This is a genomic window from Amycolatopsis sp. (assembly GCF_036008905.1).
Taxonomy (GTDB): Bacteria; Actinomycetota; Actinomycetes; order Mycobacteriales; family Pseudonocardiaceae; genus Amycolatopsis.
This window is the reverse complement of record NZ_DASYMU010000025.1, coordinates 20,431-33,137: the sequence shown is the minus strand read 5'-3', so window position 1 is coordinate 33,137 and position 12,707 is coordinate 20,431. Positions and strand designations below refer to the sequence as shown.

Genomic DNA, 12,707 nt, shown 5'->3' with positions numbered 1-12,707 from the left:
CGACGATCGGCGCGCGCATCACCCGCGCCAAGAAGACGTTGGCCGAGGTCGGCGCCCCGGTCGAGGAGCCGGCCGAGGACGAGCGACCGGACCGCCTGTCGGCGGTGCTGGGGGTCCTCTACCTGCTGTTCAACGAGGGCTACTCGGCCACCGCGGGCACCGACCTGGTGCGCACGACGCTGAGCGCCGAGGCGATCCGGCTCGGCCGGGTGCTGACCAGCCTGATGCCTGACGAACCGGAGGCCACCGGGTTGCTCGCGCTGATGCTGCTGCACTACGCCCGCCGCGACAGCAGGCTCGACCAAGCCGGTGATCTGGTCACGCTGGACGAGCAGGATCGCGGCCAGTGGCACGCCGCCGAGATCACCGAAGGCGTCGCGCTGCTCGACGGCGCCCTGCGACGCGGTCAAGCCGGGCCGTACCAGGTGCAGGCCGCCATCGCCGCCTGTCACGCCACCGCGGCCGACGCGGCGGACACCGACTGGCCCCAGATCGCCGCGTTGTACGGGCAACTCGTGCGCCGCGTGCCGTCGCCGGTGGTGAAGCTGAACCAGGCGATCGCGGTCGGCATGGCCCACGGACCGGCGGCGGGCCTCTCGTTGCTGGACGCGCTGGCGGAGCCGTTGGCCGGGTATCACCTGCTCCCGGCTACCCGGGCCGACCTGCTCCGCCGTCTCGGTCGCGCCGGCGAAGCCGCGGCCGCGTACCGGGAAGCGCGGGCCTTGGCCCCGACCGACACCGAGCGGCGTTTCCTCGACCGCAGGCTCGCCGAAAGTTCCTAGGAGCGTGTCCTTCGGCGTCTCCCCCGTTCGTCGGTGGGGCACACCGATCGAGGAGGACTACCGACCATGGCAGACGAAACCGAAGTCCGGGCGGCGATAGCGGCGGAACGCCACGATCTCGCGACCCTGCTCACCGGCCTGTCCGAGCGGCAGTGGGACACACCGACGCTGTGCGAGGGCTGGCGGGTGCGGGAAGTGGTGGCGCATATGACGATGCCGTTCCGCCTGTCGACGCCGAAGTTCCTGCTCGAACTGCTCAAGGCGCGCGGGAACTTCGGCAAGATGGCCGATCGCAGCGCCCGCGCCGACACCGCGGCCCTGACCTCCGGCGAACTCGCCGCGTCCATGGCGGACAACACCGGGCACGCGTGGAAGCCACCGGGCGGCGGGTTCGAGGGCGCGCTGGCCCACGACGTCATCCACGGCCTGGACTTCACCGTGCCGCTGGGCATCGGCCGGAAAGTTCCCGAGGATCGGCTGCGGATCGTCCTCGACGGTCTCGGGCCGAAGAACCTGAACTACTTCGGCGTCGACCTGACCGGGATCGAACTGCGCGCCGACGACCTCGACTGGTCGTTCGGCTCGGGCACACCGCTTTCCGGTGCCGCACAGGACCTCCTGATGATCCTTTGTGGACGAACACTTCCCGAAGGTCACCTGCGAGGCGACACCGCCGGTCGCTTCACCCGCTGAAATGCCACCATGGTTGCGTTGAACGCAACCATGGTGGCACTGAGAGTCAGTGCGAGCAGGAGTCCCGGGCCATCCTGGCCGGGTTGCTGTCGGCGCTGCCCCACACGGCGGCGTTCGTGTCGAACTTCTTGTACAGGTCGCTGTCCTTCACGACCTCGACGAGGCCGGACTGGTCCGCCCAGACCGGGTAGTCGGCCTGGCGGTACTCGTTGCCGGTGTAGGCGGAGATGACGTCCTTGAGGCCGCCCTGGTTGTTGAACATCGAATGGCTGCCGAACCCGACGAAGATCCGCGGGAATTCGCGGCCCGTGCCCGCGCTGCCCCGGTCGCTGTTCCAACTCTCGGCACTGCCCCACGAAACCACGCGGTGCGAACCATGGGCGCTCAGCAGCAACCGGTCCTTCGTCCAGGCGCTGCCGTTCTTCCGCCAGACGACCTCGACGTGCTCGAAGTCGTGCCGGTGCCCGGACGGCTTGAACCCGCTGGTGGCCTGGTAGATCGTGAACACCACGCGGATCTCGTCGGCGTTGCACTGCTGTGCGGTGTAGTAAGTCGGGAACTGCGAACCGTGCCGCGCGCAGCCGCCGTCACTGTTGGGCCAGTTCTGGACGTCGCCGCCGTCAGCCGGGTTGCCGTTGCCGTCGAAGGCCGACTCGGGCCAGCAGGGGTCATTGCTGTTGGCGCGCGCGAAGTTCCACTGGGGCACCGATTTCCTGGCGAAGTCCTGGAGGGTGCTGGACCCGTCCGGCAGTGGTTCGTTCGCCGAAGCGCTCGGAACGCCCGCGAACAGCGCGCCGCCCAGCATCGACACAACCGCCAATGCCCCGAGCAAGACGCGTCGGGATCGGTGCGACATTCATACTCCTCGTGTCCGGGAAGACACGCTCCGGCAGAGCGCGCTCGCCAGCTTAGGGACCAAGATCGCACGAGACCAGGGCTCGAACCCGGTCCACCGTGGAAATCCTCGATGAACCGCGAGTGGTCCAGACCTAGGCCGACTTCCGCGTCGGAACTGCCACCGGGCGGGTGGGGTCGTGAGTGGCTACGAGTGTTCTAACACTCGTAGCCACTCACGAGCCACCCACCCGGCCGAGCCTCGGCACCCAAGCGCTGTCCATTCGGACCGCGTCAGGGGGTGGACAGGCAGATAGTGGTGCTCTTGAACCGCGATGAGGCGCCGTAGACCATGTACGAGACCACCTTTACGGTCTGGTCGTTGCAAAGGCTGTCGACGATGGCGGCACTGGGGAACACCTGGGTCACCTTGTACCGCGCCTTCGCGCAATCGACCAGCGGTGGCGGCGTCTTGGTGTCGACGTCGTCGAAGCAGGCACCCATCTGGCCGTTGAGACCGAAGCACAGCCCGACGTCCTTGGCCCGCACCGCGTTGACCACCAGCGAGTAGAAGCCTTCCGTGCAGCTCCAGGAACCGTCGCCGGTGCCCGCCACACTGACCACGTACGGCGTGCCGGGCGCGTCGCAAGGGAATTTCGCCGCGTCGGCGGCGTCGCCCGTCCCGGTCACCTGCGCGCAATCGCCCTCGGCCAGCGAAACCGCTTGTTTCTCCGTGCCCTGGGGAACCCGCGAGACCCACGCCGCCCAGGCGGTGCCACCGGCCACGACCAGTACTCCGACGGCGATCAGCACCTTCAGCCGGGTGGCCATCCCCTTCTTCTTCGGCGGTGGCGCGGGCCAGCCCTGCTGCTGAGGCCAGCCCTGCTGCGGCGGATAGGGTTGCTGTGGGTAGGGCTGTTGCGGATAGGACTGCTGCGGGTAGGGCTGCTGCCAGCCCTGCGGCGCGGGCGGGTTCTGCCACGCGGGCTGCTGACCGGGATGCGGGAACTGGCCCCCAGGATGATCCGACATGCGGGTCAGATTACCGCCCGCGATGAAACAGATTCACCCGGAACGTCACTTTTGGTTTAGGCCATTTGCGAGGAGACCCCAGGACATGGTCGAGCTCTACCCGCCGATCGAACCGTACGACCACGGCAGGCTCGACGTCGGTGACGGGAACCTCGTCTATTGGGAGACCTGCGGAAACCCCGAGGGCAAACCCGCGCTCGTGGTCCACGGCGGGCCGGGCACGGGATGTTCGCCGGGGATGCGCCGGCCGTTCGACCCGGCGCGCTACCGGATCGTGCTGTTCGACCAGCGCGGTTCCGGCCGGAGCACCCCGCACGCGAGCGACCCCGCCACGAACCTGGGCGTCAACACCACCGAGCATCTCCTGGCCGACATGGAGCGCCTCCGCGAGCACCTCGGCATCGAGCGCTGGTTGCTGCACGGCGGTTCCTGGGGTTCGACGCTGATCGTCGCCTACGCCGAGCGGTACCCGCACCGGGTTTCGGAGATCGTCCTGGCCTCGATCTCCCTGAGCCGGCGCCGCGAGATCGACTGGCTCTATCACGGCGCCCAGTGCCTGTTCCCCGGCGAATGGGAGCGGTTCAGCGCCGGAGCCGGCCACGCCGACGACCTCGTCGCGGCGTACTCACGGCTGATGGAGGACCCGGACCCGCGCGTGCGAGCCGACGCGGTGAAGACGTGGTGCGCCTGGGAAGACGCCGTCCTCTCCCTGGAGCCGAACGCCCGGATCGGTGTCCACGGCGACGACGAGCCCTCGGACTCGCGGCACGCGTTCGTCCGGATCTGCGCCCACTACTACGCGCACGCCGCCTGGCTGGCCGAAGACACGCTGCTCCGCGACGCCGGACGCCTCGCCGGGATCCCCGGCGTGCTGATCCACGGGCGCCTCGACCTGAGCTGCCCGCTGGAAACCGCGTGGGAACTCGCCCGTGCGTGGCCAGACGCGGAACTGGTCGCGCTCGACGACTGCGGGCATCTGCGCAGCGACAGCAAACGCGAGCAACTGCTCAAAGCCCTCGACGGGTTCGCGAACTGAGGCTCAAGCAGTGCGGCGCACGGGATCGCCGGTTTCCGGTTCCTCGTCGAGCCAGCGTTCGGCGTCGGTCACGTGGTCCAGCGCCGTGCGGACCTGACCGGCGACACGCTCGCGAAGCTGCCGCAGCGCGGTTTCCTTGTGCGCCACGTCGCGGGCGACCTCGGCGCGCCGGGTCGCCATCGCGAGCTCGAAGTCCCGCTCGGTCTGACGGCGGCGTTGTTCGGCCTTCTGGTCCGCGCTGTGGGCGCGCGCCGACAGATCGGCGCTTTCCTCCTTCGCCAGTTCGACCATTCGCACCAACCGGTTGGCCAGACCGTCCAGTTCGACCGGGGAGCGGCTGATCCTGTCGACACGCAGGTGCAGCTCACGATTCTCCGCACGAGCTTCCTCGAGCAGCTTCGCCAGCTGTTCCGACTGGGAGACAACGGCTTCCCGGTCCGCGGCGAGTTTACGCAGCTCGGCTCGCAGGTCGTCCAGACGCTGGTCGACCTGCTTGCGGGAATACCCGCGCCATTCCACTTCGAAGCCGCTCGGGTCCTGATGATCGTTCGTGGCCGTGACGGTTCACCTCCGGAATAAGGCTCGCCCCGATGCAGGACATCATAGGACCACGAACCGCCCGCCCGCGAAACCCTTGACTGGTAAGGAATCGAAGATTCGGCGGGGATTATCCGGACTGGCGGATCAAAACTTGATCTCAGCGGACTAAACAAGAAATCGGCCGCAGGTTTCCGCTGGTCAGTCGGGGTCGTGAGTGGCAACAAGTGTTCTAACACTCGTAAACACTCACGACCCACCCGCCCGAGTGAGCGGTCCGTGAAGGCCTCCTTCACAGCGTCAGCGCCGGGCCGGAAACCCGGTGATCTCCAGCGTCCGTCCCAGGCCCGCGGCTCGATGAACCCGACCTCGTCGAGGTCGACGACCAGCTGACGGGGAAACGGCGCGGCCATCACGCCGTCCACTTCTTTTTCCAGCTCCGCCTTGGTTTGCGAGTCCACCTCGCCGCGCACCGTGACCACCGCCAGCCCGGCACGCGGCCAAGTGGTGGTCACGGAGAAAAGATCGAACTAGGAAAAGGCCGAGCGCTGACGCGGAATGGTCACCACAGCTGCTGACTCAACCTATGCGTAAACGCTACAGCGAACGGCCGGGATGCGCACAGTGGTCGGTCAGACGTAGTACCCCTCGACCGGGATGCGGGCTTCGTCGAACAGCGCGGGCCCGTCCTGTCGGAAGCCGGGGAAACCGCCGGTGAGTTTGAGCGCCGAGAGCTGCTCGTTGGACAGCGCGAACACGACACGGCCGAGTCCGGATCGCTCGATGGCCCCCGCGCACATGCCGCAGGGCTGGCAGCTGGTGTACATCGTGGTCGCCGCCGCGATGGCGGGATCGAGTTCGCGGGCCGCCCAGCGGGCCAGTTTCAGCTCGGGATGCGCAGTGATGTCGGCATCGGTGATCGACGAGTTGCGCTCCTCGGCGAGCACGGTGCCACCCGCGCTCACCAGCAGGGAGCCGAACGGCGGGTTCCCACCCTTCCGCGCCGAGGCCGCGAGTTCGATGGCCCGCCGGAGGAGGTCGTGGTTGATATCGGTCATGATCGCTCCAGTGGTCGTTGAGGGAGGTCGGCGACGGTGGCGAGCGCCTGCCACGCCGTCTCCGGGTGGCTGGTCTTCTGCGGGTCGCCGTCGAACGGGTCGAGCACGACGGTGTCGGCGCCGAGGAGCCGCAGGTAGTCGAGATCGGCGGCGACCTGCTCGATCGTGCCCTCACCGGCGAGCCGGTCCGGGCCGGTGATCGGCTCATCGGCAAGGCGCAGCGCGATGCGCGGCGCCAAGGCGGGGACGGGCAGCTGTTCCTCGTCCGCGATGGTCTTCAGCCGGTCCACCGCGGCGCCCAGCCAGGCCGGGGTGAAGCGCAGCGGGTGCCACGCGTCGCCGAGGCGGACGGCGCGGCGCACTCCGGCGTCGCTGTTCCCGCCGACCCAGAACGGGATCCGGCCGGCGCGGTAGTCCGTGTCGTTCTCCCAGGCGGCCCGCGTCGCGCGGAGATGCTCGTCGGTCAGCGCGCCGCGCCGGGCGAACGGGACGCCGAGCGCCTCGAACTCCTGCCGCGCCCACCCGGAGGCGACGCCGAGGACCAGGCGTCCGCCGCTGAGGTCGTTGAGATTGGCGGCCATCCGGGCCATGAGCAGCGGATGCCGGTACGGGACGATCAGGACCGTGGTCCCCAGCCGGACCCGTTCGGTGATCCCGGCCAGCCACGAAAGCGTGGTGAAGGGCTCGTAGAACGGCGCCGGATACTGCTGCGCGACGTCGGGGGTCACCGCGACATGGTCGGACACCATCAGCAAGTCGAAGCCGAGGCTCTCGACGGTCCGCGCCCAGTTCCGCAGCATGCCGGGATCGGTTCCCGGGCCGAAATTCGGTACGTTCACACCTAGTTGCACCACTCAAGGCTATCCAGGCTGATGGCCGGTTCGGAAGAGAATCCTCCCGGCGTTCGCTGTCGGCAGCCGTGGATCTGCCGGTATATTCGTCTGATGACCGAGAATCTCGACGCGACCGATTGGGCGATCCTCGCCGAGGTCCAGCACGACGGCCGTATCGCCCTGACCGAGCTGGGGCGGCGGGTGAACCTCAGCGCGTCGGCGACGACCGAACGCGTGAAACGGCTCGAGTCGACAGGTGTCATCACCGGCTACCGCGCGCACATCGACCTGGCGAAGGTCGGCTACGCCGTGCTCGCCGTGGTCCGGCTGAAGTACCCGGGAAGTCAGCACCAGCCGCTGCACAAGCTGCTCGGCGAGCGTCCCGAGATCCTCGAGTGCCTACGCACCACCGGCGACGACTGCTACGTCCTCAAAGTGGCGGCGGCGTCGATGGCGCATCTGGAGCAGATGATCAACGAGCTCGCCGCGTTCGGCAGCACCACGACCAACATCGTTTACAGCGAGACACTTCCCTTCCGCGGTCCCCAGGGACCGGGCCACCAGACTCTCAACTGACCGGCGACTCCGGGTCGAGGACGTAGAGCCGCGGCAGGTTGACGACGATCGCCTCCTGCGTACTGCGCGCGATGACGACCACGGCCTCTTCCCGCTCGTCCGGGTTCTCCTCGCGATGCGGCACGAAGGGCGGGACGAAGATGTAGTCGCCGGGTGAGGTCTTGATCCGCACCTCTTCGACAGCGTCGCCCACACCCTCGGCGAAGACGAACTCCGGATGCCCGCTGACGACGTAGATCGCCGTCTCGGAGTCGCCGTGATGATGGTTGCCGGACGACGTGCTCGCGGAGACGTGCGTCTGGCCCATCCACAGTTTCTCCGCGCCGACCTGCTTACCGGTGATGGCGGCGAGCCGTCGCATGCCGGGTGTCTGGGCGGTTCCGGCGTCGAGTTCGTCCGCGCGGACGTGGTGCACTCTGCTCCGGTCCGCCGGGCTCGCCGCGGGGAAGTTCGGATGGAAAGCGTCCTGGCTCATCGGCACTCCTTCTCCTCGACAGCGACGGTATCCCAGGTGATAACGCTCACCGAGCCTTTGGCACCTCCGCGAGCCGACATATTCTGAACGTGGCGTTCATTATTTCGGCGGGACCGCGGAGGATGTTGTGGACAAGTCCGGCACCGCGAGGCCGCGAGGCCTGCGGCTGATCACCCTCGTGCTCGCGGTGGCCTGCGGCGCTACGGTCGCGAACCTCTACTACGCCCAGCCACTGCTCGCGGAGATCGCCTCGGCGTTCAAGGTCAGCCAGGGCAACGCCGCGCTCGTGGTCACCCTGACCCAGCTCGGCTACGCCGTCGGCATGGTCGCGCTGATGCCGCTCGGCGACCTGGTCGAGAACCGCGCGCTGGCGTCGCGGACGCTGCTGGCCACCGCGATCGCACTGGTGGTGGCCGGTCTGGCGCCGGGGTTCGGCATCTTCCTGGCCGCGTCGGTGCTGGTGGGCATCACCTCGGTGGTCGCGCAGATCCTGATCCCGTTCGCCGCGCACCTCGCGCCCGAAGCGCAACGCGGCCGGTTCGTCGGCACCGTGATGACCGGGCTGCTGCTGGGCATCTTGCTGGCCAGGACGTTGTCCAGCCTGGTGGCCGCGGCTTGGGGCTGGCGCACGATCTACCTCATCTCCGCGGGCCTGATGCTCGTCGTGGCCGTGACGCTGGTGCGGGTCCTCCCCCGCCACAAGCCGGACCACGGCGTCACGTACCCGCAGCTGATGCGCTCGATCGGGCAGCTCGTCCGCTCGGAACCGGCGTTGCGGCGCCGCGCGGTCTGTCAGGCGCTGATGTTCGGCGCGTTCAGCTGCTTCTGGACGTCGGTGGCGTTCGAACTCCTCCGCGGGCACGGCCTGAGCCAGGCCGGGATCGGGATCTTCGCGCTGGTCGGCGCCGCCGGAGCGGCCGCGGCCCCCATCGCCGGGCGGCTGGGCGACCGCGGGCACGGCCGGATCGGCAGCGGCGTGACGCTGGTCCTCGCGATCGTCGCGATGCTCATCGCGGACATCGGGGTCAACAGCTTGGTCGTGCTGGCGCTGGCGGGCATCCTGCTCGACCTCGCCGTGCAGGGCCACCAGGTGCTGAGCCAGCAGGAGATCTACGGCCTGCGCGCCGACGCCCGCGCGCGGATCAACACCGTGTTCATGACGACGATCTTCGTCGGCGGTGCCCTCGCGTCGGCCGGGTCCGGGCTGCTGTACGACGCCGCCGGGTGGACCGGGGTCACGCTCCTCGGCGCCGCACTACCCGCTGTCGGACTCGTGATCTGGGCCTTCTCGGCGCTGCGCGCCCGCCGCCCGGAACTCGCGCTGTCCTAAGCGGTCCTGTCCTAAGGGGACAGACCCGCCAACATCTGCCGCACCAACGTCTCCGCCAGCCGCTCGTCCAGTGGCTCGTGACGGAACAGGAGCCGGTAGTAGAGCGGGCCGAACAACTGGTCCATCGCGGCGGCGAAGTCCACGTCCGCCCGGATCTCACCGCGCTCGGCCGCGTCCCGCAGCACCCCTTCGACCGCCGCGCGCCGGGGCCGCAGCCAGCGAGTGTCCAAAGCGGACCGGATGTCGGGATCGGTCTGCGCCACGGCGACCGTCTCGCGCATCAGAGACGCCGTCGCCGGATCCCGCAGCAGCCCGGCGAGCGCGCCGACCTGCGCGATCAACGTGTCCTCCAGCGTGGCCCCGGCCTCGACCGCCATCGTCGGCTTGGTCCGGGTGAAGAAACTGTCCAGCGCCACATGCCCGCGGCTGGGCCACCACTTGTAGATCGTGGCCTTGCTGACGCCGGCGCGCGCCGCGATCGCCTCCATCGTGGCCGCCGCCATCCCGCCTTCGATCAGCAGGTCGGCGGCGGCGTCGAGCACCGCGAGCCGGGCCCGCTCACTACGAGGCCTGCCGCGGGGCGAACTCATCGGCCGAGCCTATCCGGTGAGGTCACCTTCGCGGGCGTTCACAGCGGCGTAGTGGGCCAGTTTCTCCTCGTTGACCACAACGCCGAGGCCGGGGCCGTCCGGCACCTTGAGCTTGCCGTCGCGCAGGACGAGCGGCTCGACGATGTCGTCCTCGTGGAGGTAGTACATGCTGTCGATCGCCCGTGACAGCACCGGCGTGCTCGACACCACGGCGAGATGCGCGGCGGTGGCGATCCCGAGTTCGCCGCCGCTGTGCAGGTTCATCCCGAGCCCGAAGGTCTCGCAGTGCGCGGCGAGCGCCTTGGTCGCGGCGATCCCGCCCCACTTGTAGACGTCACCGTGGATGACGTCGACAGCCTGCAGCCGCATCGCCGGCGCGAACTCCTCGAACCGGACCACACACATGTTGGTGCACAACGGGATCCGGACCTTCGCGCGGACCTGGCTCATGCCCTCGATCCCGACACACGGGTCCTCCAGGTACTCGAGGTCGAGTTCCTCCAGGGCGAGCCCGGCCCGGATCGAGTCCGGCACGGACCAAGCCGCGTTCGGGTCCACCCGCAGGTTCACCTCCGGCAGCGCCGCCCGCAACGCTCGCAGGATCTCGACGTCGCCGCGGACATCCTTGGTGCCCTTGAGTTTCACCGCCTCGAACCCGCCCTCGGCGACAACGCGGACGGTGTGTTCGGCGAGTCCCTGGGCGAGCTCGGCACCGGACGCGCCCGGGGCGTCGGCGCGGGTGATCAACGCGGTGATCGGCACTTCGTCGCGGACGGCCCCGCCGAGCAGGTCCGTCACGGACTGGTCCGTCGCCTTGCCCATGGCGTCCCAGCACGCGACGTCGATGGCCGCCAGCGCCGCGTAGCCGAGGTAGCCGTGGAAAAACGGCACCATGTGGTGCTTGCGGTGGAACGCCTCCAGCGCGAACGGGCTCGTCCCGATCAGCTCGACGGCCAGTTTGCGGACGAGCGCGGCGACGGGCGCGCCCCACATCGTCTCGCCCCAGCCCTCCACCCCGGTGTCGGTGCGGAGGCGGATCACGGTCCGCGTCTCACCCGTCTTGGTCTCGAACGAACTGGTGAACGGGTTGGTCAGCGGCAGGTTCACGACCCAGACATCCGCTTCGGTGATCTTCATCGGTGCCCCTCTTACTGGTTTCCATGGCTGTGCGCGGTCGCGGCGTCGAAGGCGCGGATCGCCCCGGCCAGCCCCGCCGCGCGGTGTTCGAGCAGGTTCCGGCCCGCTTCGGCGGTCGCGAGCGACGCGTCGTCGGTCGTCCCGCCGACCCGCGCCCACTCCCCGTGCCGCTCGACGGTCAGGCCCGGGTAGGGCGGTTTGTCGAACAGCGGCGCGGGATCCACCGGCTGCCAGGGATCGGTCTCCCGCACGAGCCCGGGCTTGGCCGCGAGCATCAGCGAGGTCTCGAACCACCCGGCGTGCCCCGGCGTCGCGCCCGGGTTCTCGCCGTCGTCGCCGCCCTCGGTGACGGTCCAGTACGAGCACGCGGCGGCCGAGACGTCCGCGTCGAGCGCGAAGCGTTTGACCGCGAGCCGCATGATCTCGTCGTTCCCGCCGTGGCCGTTGACCACGAGGATGCGCCGGAACCCGCTCTCGGCGAGCGAGCCGAGGATGTCGGCGAGCACCGCGGCCAACGTCGGCGCGGACAGCGAAACGGCCGCCGCGAACAGGTGGTGCGGGCTGTGCCCGAACGGCAGCGACGGCAGCCGGACCACGCCCGGGCCGTCGTCGCCGAGCTCGGCCAGCGCGGCGTCGACGACGGCCTCGACCAGGAGGGTGTCGGTGCCCATCGGCAGATGACCGGCGTGCTGTTCCTGCGACCCGATCGGCAGCAGCGCGATCCCGGTCCGAGCGGTCTCGCGGACCTCACGCCAGGTCAGGTGTGTCAGTTCGAACACGACAACAGGCCCCCTTCGAGATCGCGTGGCATGGTTAGCGAATGAATGCTGCGGACGGGCGCCGCCCGGCGCTCGCGCTGGTCCCGCCGTTGCGTGACGAGCCGAGCCCGAAGACGCTGGGCGCGGTCGAACTCCTGCCGGACAGGGTTCGCGCCGCGCTGCTCGCCATGGACGGCACCGTGATCGAGCGCGCCGAGCTGCCCTATCCCGGCGCGACGGCGAGCGCGGCCGAGATCGGCGAGGTCCTGCTCGCCGCGGCCCAGGAGTGCTTCGGCGAGCAGCTCCCGATCGGTATCGGCGTGGCCGCGGCCGGCCTGGTCGACCCGGGCACCGGCACGATCATCGACGTCTACGACGCGCCCGCGCTGCACGGATTCCCGGTCGCGGCGATCCTCACCGAGCGGTTCGGCCCGCCGGTCCACCTCGAACATCGCGCGCGGCTGCAGGTGCTCGGCGACCGCTGGTTCGGCGCCGGGCGCGGGGTCAGCTCGTTCGCGTCGGTGTCCACCGGCGAGGTCCTTGGCGTCGGAATCCTGTACGAGGGCCAGGTTCTGGCGCCCCCGGGTGGCCGCAGCGGCGCGCACATGACCGTCGCGGCCAGTGGCGCGCTGTGCACATGCGGAGCCCGCGGCTGCTGGAAAACCCTCGCCACCACCCAATGGCTGCGCTCGCGGACGGCCGAACTCGGTTTCGACGCCGGCGTCGGTGTCCGCGAACTCGCCGAGCTGGCCGCCGACGGTGACGACATCGCGGGGTCCCTTGTGGACGAATACGCCGCGAACCTGGCGCTGGGACTGGTGAACGTCCAGCAGCTGTTCGCCCCGGGGCTGTTCGTCCTGCACGGTGAAGCGCGCGACGGCGGCGAGCGGTTTCGCGAGCGGATCGAACGCAGACTGCGGGAAGACTCGTCGTGGGCCGGGTCCGCCGAGCAGCCGAGCGTGGTCGTCAGTGAAGGCGCCATCGACGACATAGCGCTGCTCGGCGGCGCCGGTCTGGTGCTGTCGAAGCTCTAGCC

The 12,707-nt window shown here is 69.4% G+C and carries 15 protein-coding genes; 6 read left to right on the top strand and 9 right to left on the bottom strand.

All coding sequences use genetic code 11. From position 1 onward, the window contains the following. Positions 1-782 (top strand): RNA polymerase sigma factor (locus VGP60_RS05050; protein WP_327546666.1); only part of this gene is annotated, 782 nt, incomplete at its 5' end. Positions 783-848: 66 nt separating this feature from the next. Further along, positions 849-1,475, top strand: a complete 627-nt coding sequence (locus tag VGP60_RS05045; RefSeq protein WP_327546665.1) for a maleylpyruvate isomerase family mycothiol-dependent enzyme — start codon at positions 849-851, stop codon at positions 1,473-1,475. Between the two features lie 46 nt (positions 1,476-1,521). Here the strand turns inward: VGP60_RS05045 and VGP60_RS05040 are convergent, their stop codons facing one another. Together VGP60_RS05040 and VGP60_RS05035 are read right to left on the bottom strand one after the other, a co-directional pair. Then, positions 1,522-2,331: an NPP1 family protein gene (locus VGP60_RS05040; protein ID WP_327546664.1), complete on the bottom strand. Its 810-nt coding sequence runs from the start codon at positions 2,329-2,331 to the stop codon at positions 1,522-1,524. A gap of 272 nt (positions 2,332-2,603) precedes the next feature. After that, on the bottom strand, positions 2,604-3,341 hold the full coding sequence (locus VGP60_RS05035; RefSeq protein ID WP_327546663.1) for an LppU/SCO3897 family protein: 738 nt from the start codon (positions 3,339-3,341) through the stop codon (positions 2,604-2,606). Between the two features lie 85 nt (positions 3,342-3,426). Between VGP60_RS05035 and pip the strand changes: the two genes are divergently transcribed. Beyond that, positions 3,427-4,377, top strand: coding sequence for a prolyl aminopeptidase (gene pip, locus VGP60_RS05030; protein ID WP_327546662.1), 951 nt, complete (start codon positions 3,427-3,429; stop codon positions 4,375-4,377). Positions 4,378-4,380: 3 nt separating this feature from the next. On the opposite strand, the gene VGP60_RS05025 is transcribed toward pip, so the two are convergent. From VGP60_RS05025 to VGP60_RS05015, 3 genes are all read right to left on the bottom strand, one after another. After that, positions 4,381-4,896 (bottom strand): hypothetical protein, encoded by a 516-nt coding sequence (locus VGP60_RS05025; RefSeq protein WP_327546661.1) that lies wholly within the window; start codon positions 4,894-4,896, stop codon positions 4,381-4,383. A gap of 650 nt (positions 4,897-5,546) precedes the next feature. Next, positions 5,547-5,972, bottom strand: coding sequence for a nucleoside deaminase (locus VGP60_RS05020; RefSeq protein WP_327546660.1), 426 nt, complete (start codon positions 5,970-5,972; stop codon positions 5,547-5,549). Next, the gene (locus VGP60_RS05015) at positions 5,969-6,823 is read right to left on the bottom strand and encodes an LLM class flavin-dependent oxidoreductase (RefSeq protein WP_327546659.1); all 855 of its coding nucleotides are present in this window, start codon (positions 6,821-6,823) and stop codon (positions 5,969-5,971) included. The genes VGP60_RS05020 and VGP60_RS05015 overlap by 4 nt, the downstream gene beginning before the upstream one ends. Positions 6,824-6,916: 93 nt before the next feature. On the opposite strand from VGP60_RS05015, the gene VGP60_RS05010 reads away from it, so the two are divergent. Then, positions 6,917-7,381 carry an Lrp/AsnC family transcriptional regulator gene (locus tag VGP60_RS05010; RefSeq protein WP_327546658.1) on the top strand — a complete coding sequence of 155 codons (465 nt, stop codon included), beginning with the start codon at positions 6,917-6,919 and terminating at the stop codon, positions 7,379-7,381. Here the strand turns inward: VGP60_RS05010 and VGP60_RS05005 are convergent. Next, the gene (locus VGP60_RS05005; protein WP_327546657.1) at positions 7,374-7,856 is read right to left on the bottom strand and encodes a cupin domain-containing protein; all 483 of its coding nucleotides are present in this window, start codon (positions 7,854-7,856) and stop codon (positions 7,374-7,376) included. The genes VGP60_RS05010 and VGP60_RS05005 overlap by 8 nt on opposite strands. Before the next feature lie 127 nt (positions 7,857-7,983). On the opposite strand from VGP60_RS05005, the gene VGP60_RS05000 reads away from it, so the two are divergent. Continuing rightward, positions 7,984-9,186: an MFS transporter gene (locus tag VGP60_RS05000; protein WP_327546656.1), complete on the top strand. Its 1,203-nt coding sequence runs from the start codon at positions 7,984-7,986 to the stop codon at positions 9,184-9,186. Positions 9,187-9,197: 11 nt separating this feature from the next. Here the strand turns inward: VGP60_RS05000 and VGP60_RS04995 are convergent, their stop codons facing one another. Genes VGP60_RS04995 through VGP60_RS04985 form a run of 3 tightly spaced genes read right to left on the bottom strand, consistent with a single transcriptional unit; the run spans position 9,198 to position 11,692 of the window. After that, a complete protein-coding gene (locus tag VGP60_RS04995) occupies positions 9,198-9,776 on the bottom strand; it encodes a TetR/AcrR family transcriptional regulator (protein WP_327546655.1) in 579 nt (192 codons plus the stop codon). A gap of 9 nt (positions 9,777-9,785) precedes the next feature. Continuing rightward, on the bottom strand, positions 9,786-10,913 hold the full coding sequence (locus VGP60_RS04990) for a mandelate racemase/muconate lactonizing enzyme family protein (protein ID WP_327546654.1): 1,128 nt from the start codon (positions 10,911-10,913) through the stop codon (positions 9,786-9,788). An 11-nt stretch (positions 10,914-10,924) separates the two neighbouring features. After that, entirely contained in the window at positions 10,925-11,692 is a 768-nt protein-coding gene (locus VGP60_RS04985) for a creatininase family protein (RefSeq protein WP_327546653.1), read from the bottom strand. Positions 11,693-11,733: 41 nt separating this feature from the next. On the opposite strand from VGP60_RS04985, the gene VGP60_RS04980 reads away from it, so the two are divergent. Then, complete coding sequence (locus VGP60_RS04980) at positions 11,734-12,705, top strand: ROK family protein (protein ID WP_327546652.1); 972 nt, start codon at positions 11,734-11,736, stop codon at positions 12,703-12,705. The last annotated feature ends 2 nt before the right edge of the window (positions 12,706-12,707 follow it).

Coding starts and splice junctions, on each gene's coding strand:
- VGP60_RS05040 (WP_327546664.1), bottom strand. CDS start 2,331: ATGTCGCACCGATCCCGACGCGTCTTGCTCGGGGCATTGGCGGTTGTG.
- VGP60_RS05010 (WP_327546658.1), top strand. CDS start 6,917: ATGACCGAGAATCTCGACGCGACCGATTGGGCGATCCTCGCCGAGGTC.
- VGP60_RS04995 (WP_327546655.1), bottom strand. CDS start 9,776: ATGAGTTCGCCCCGCGGCAGGCCTCGTAGTGAGCGGGCCCGGCTCGCG.
- VGP60_RS04990 (WP_327546654.1), bottom strand. CDS start 10,913: ATGAAGATCACCGAAGCGGATGTCTGGGTCGTGAACCTGCCGCTGACC.
- VGP60_RS04980 (WP_327546652.1), top strand. CDS start 11,734: ATGAATGCTGCGGACGGGCGCCGCCCGGCGCTCGCGCTGGTCCCGCCG.
- VGP60_RS05020 (WP_327546660.1), bottom strand. CDS start 5,972: ATGACCGATATCAACCACGACCTCCTCCGGCGGGCCATCGAACTCGCG.
- VGP60_RS05005 (WP_327546657.1), bottom strand. CDS start 7,856: ATGAGCCAGGACGCTTTCCATCCGAACTTCCCCGCGGCGAGCCCGGCG.
- VGP60_RS05035 (WP_327546663.1), bottom strand. CDS start 3,341: ATGTCGGATCATCCTGGGGGCCAGTTCCCGCATCCCGGTCAGCAGCCC.
- pip (WP_327546662.1), top strand. CDS start 3,427: ATGGTCGAGCTCTACCCGCCGATCGAACCGTACGACCACGGCAGGCTC.
- VGP60_RS05045 (WP_327546665.1), top strand. CDS start 849: ATGGCAGACGAAACCGAAGTCCGGGCGGCGATAGCGGCGGAACGCCAC.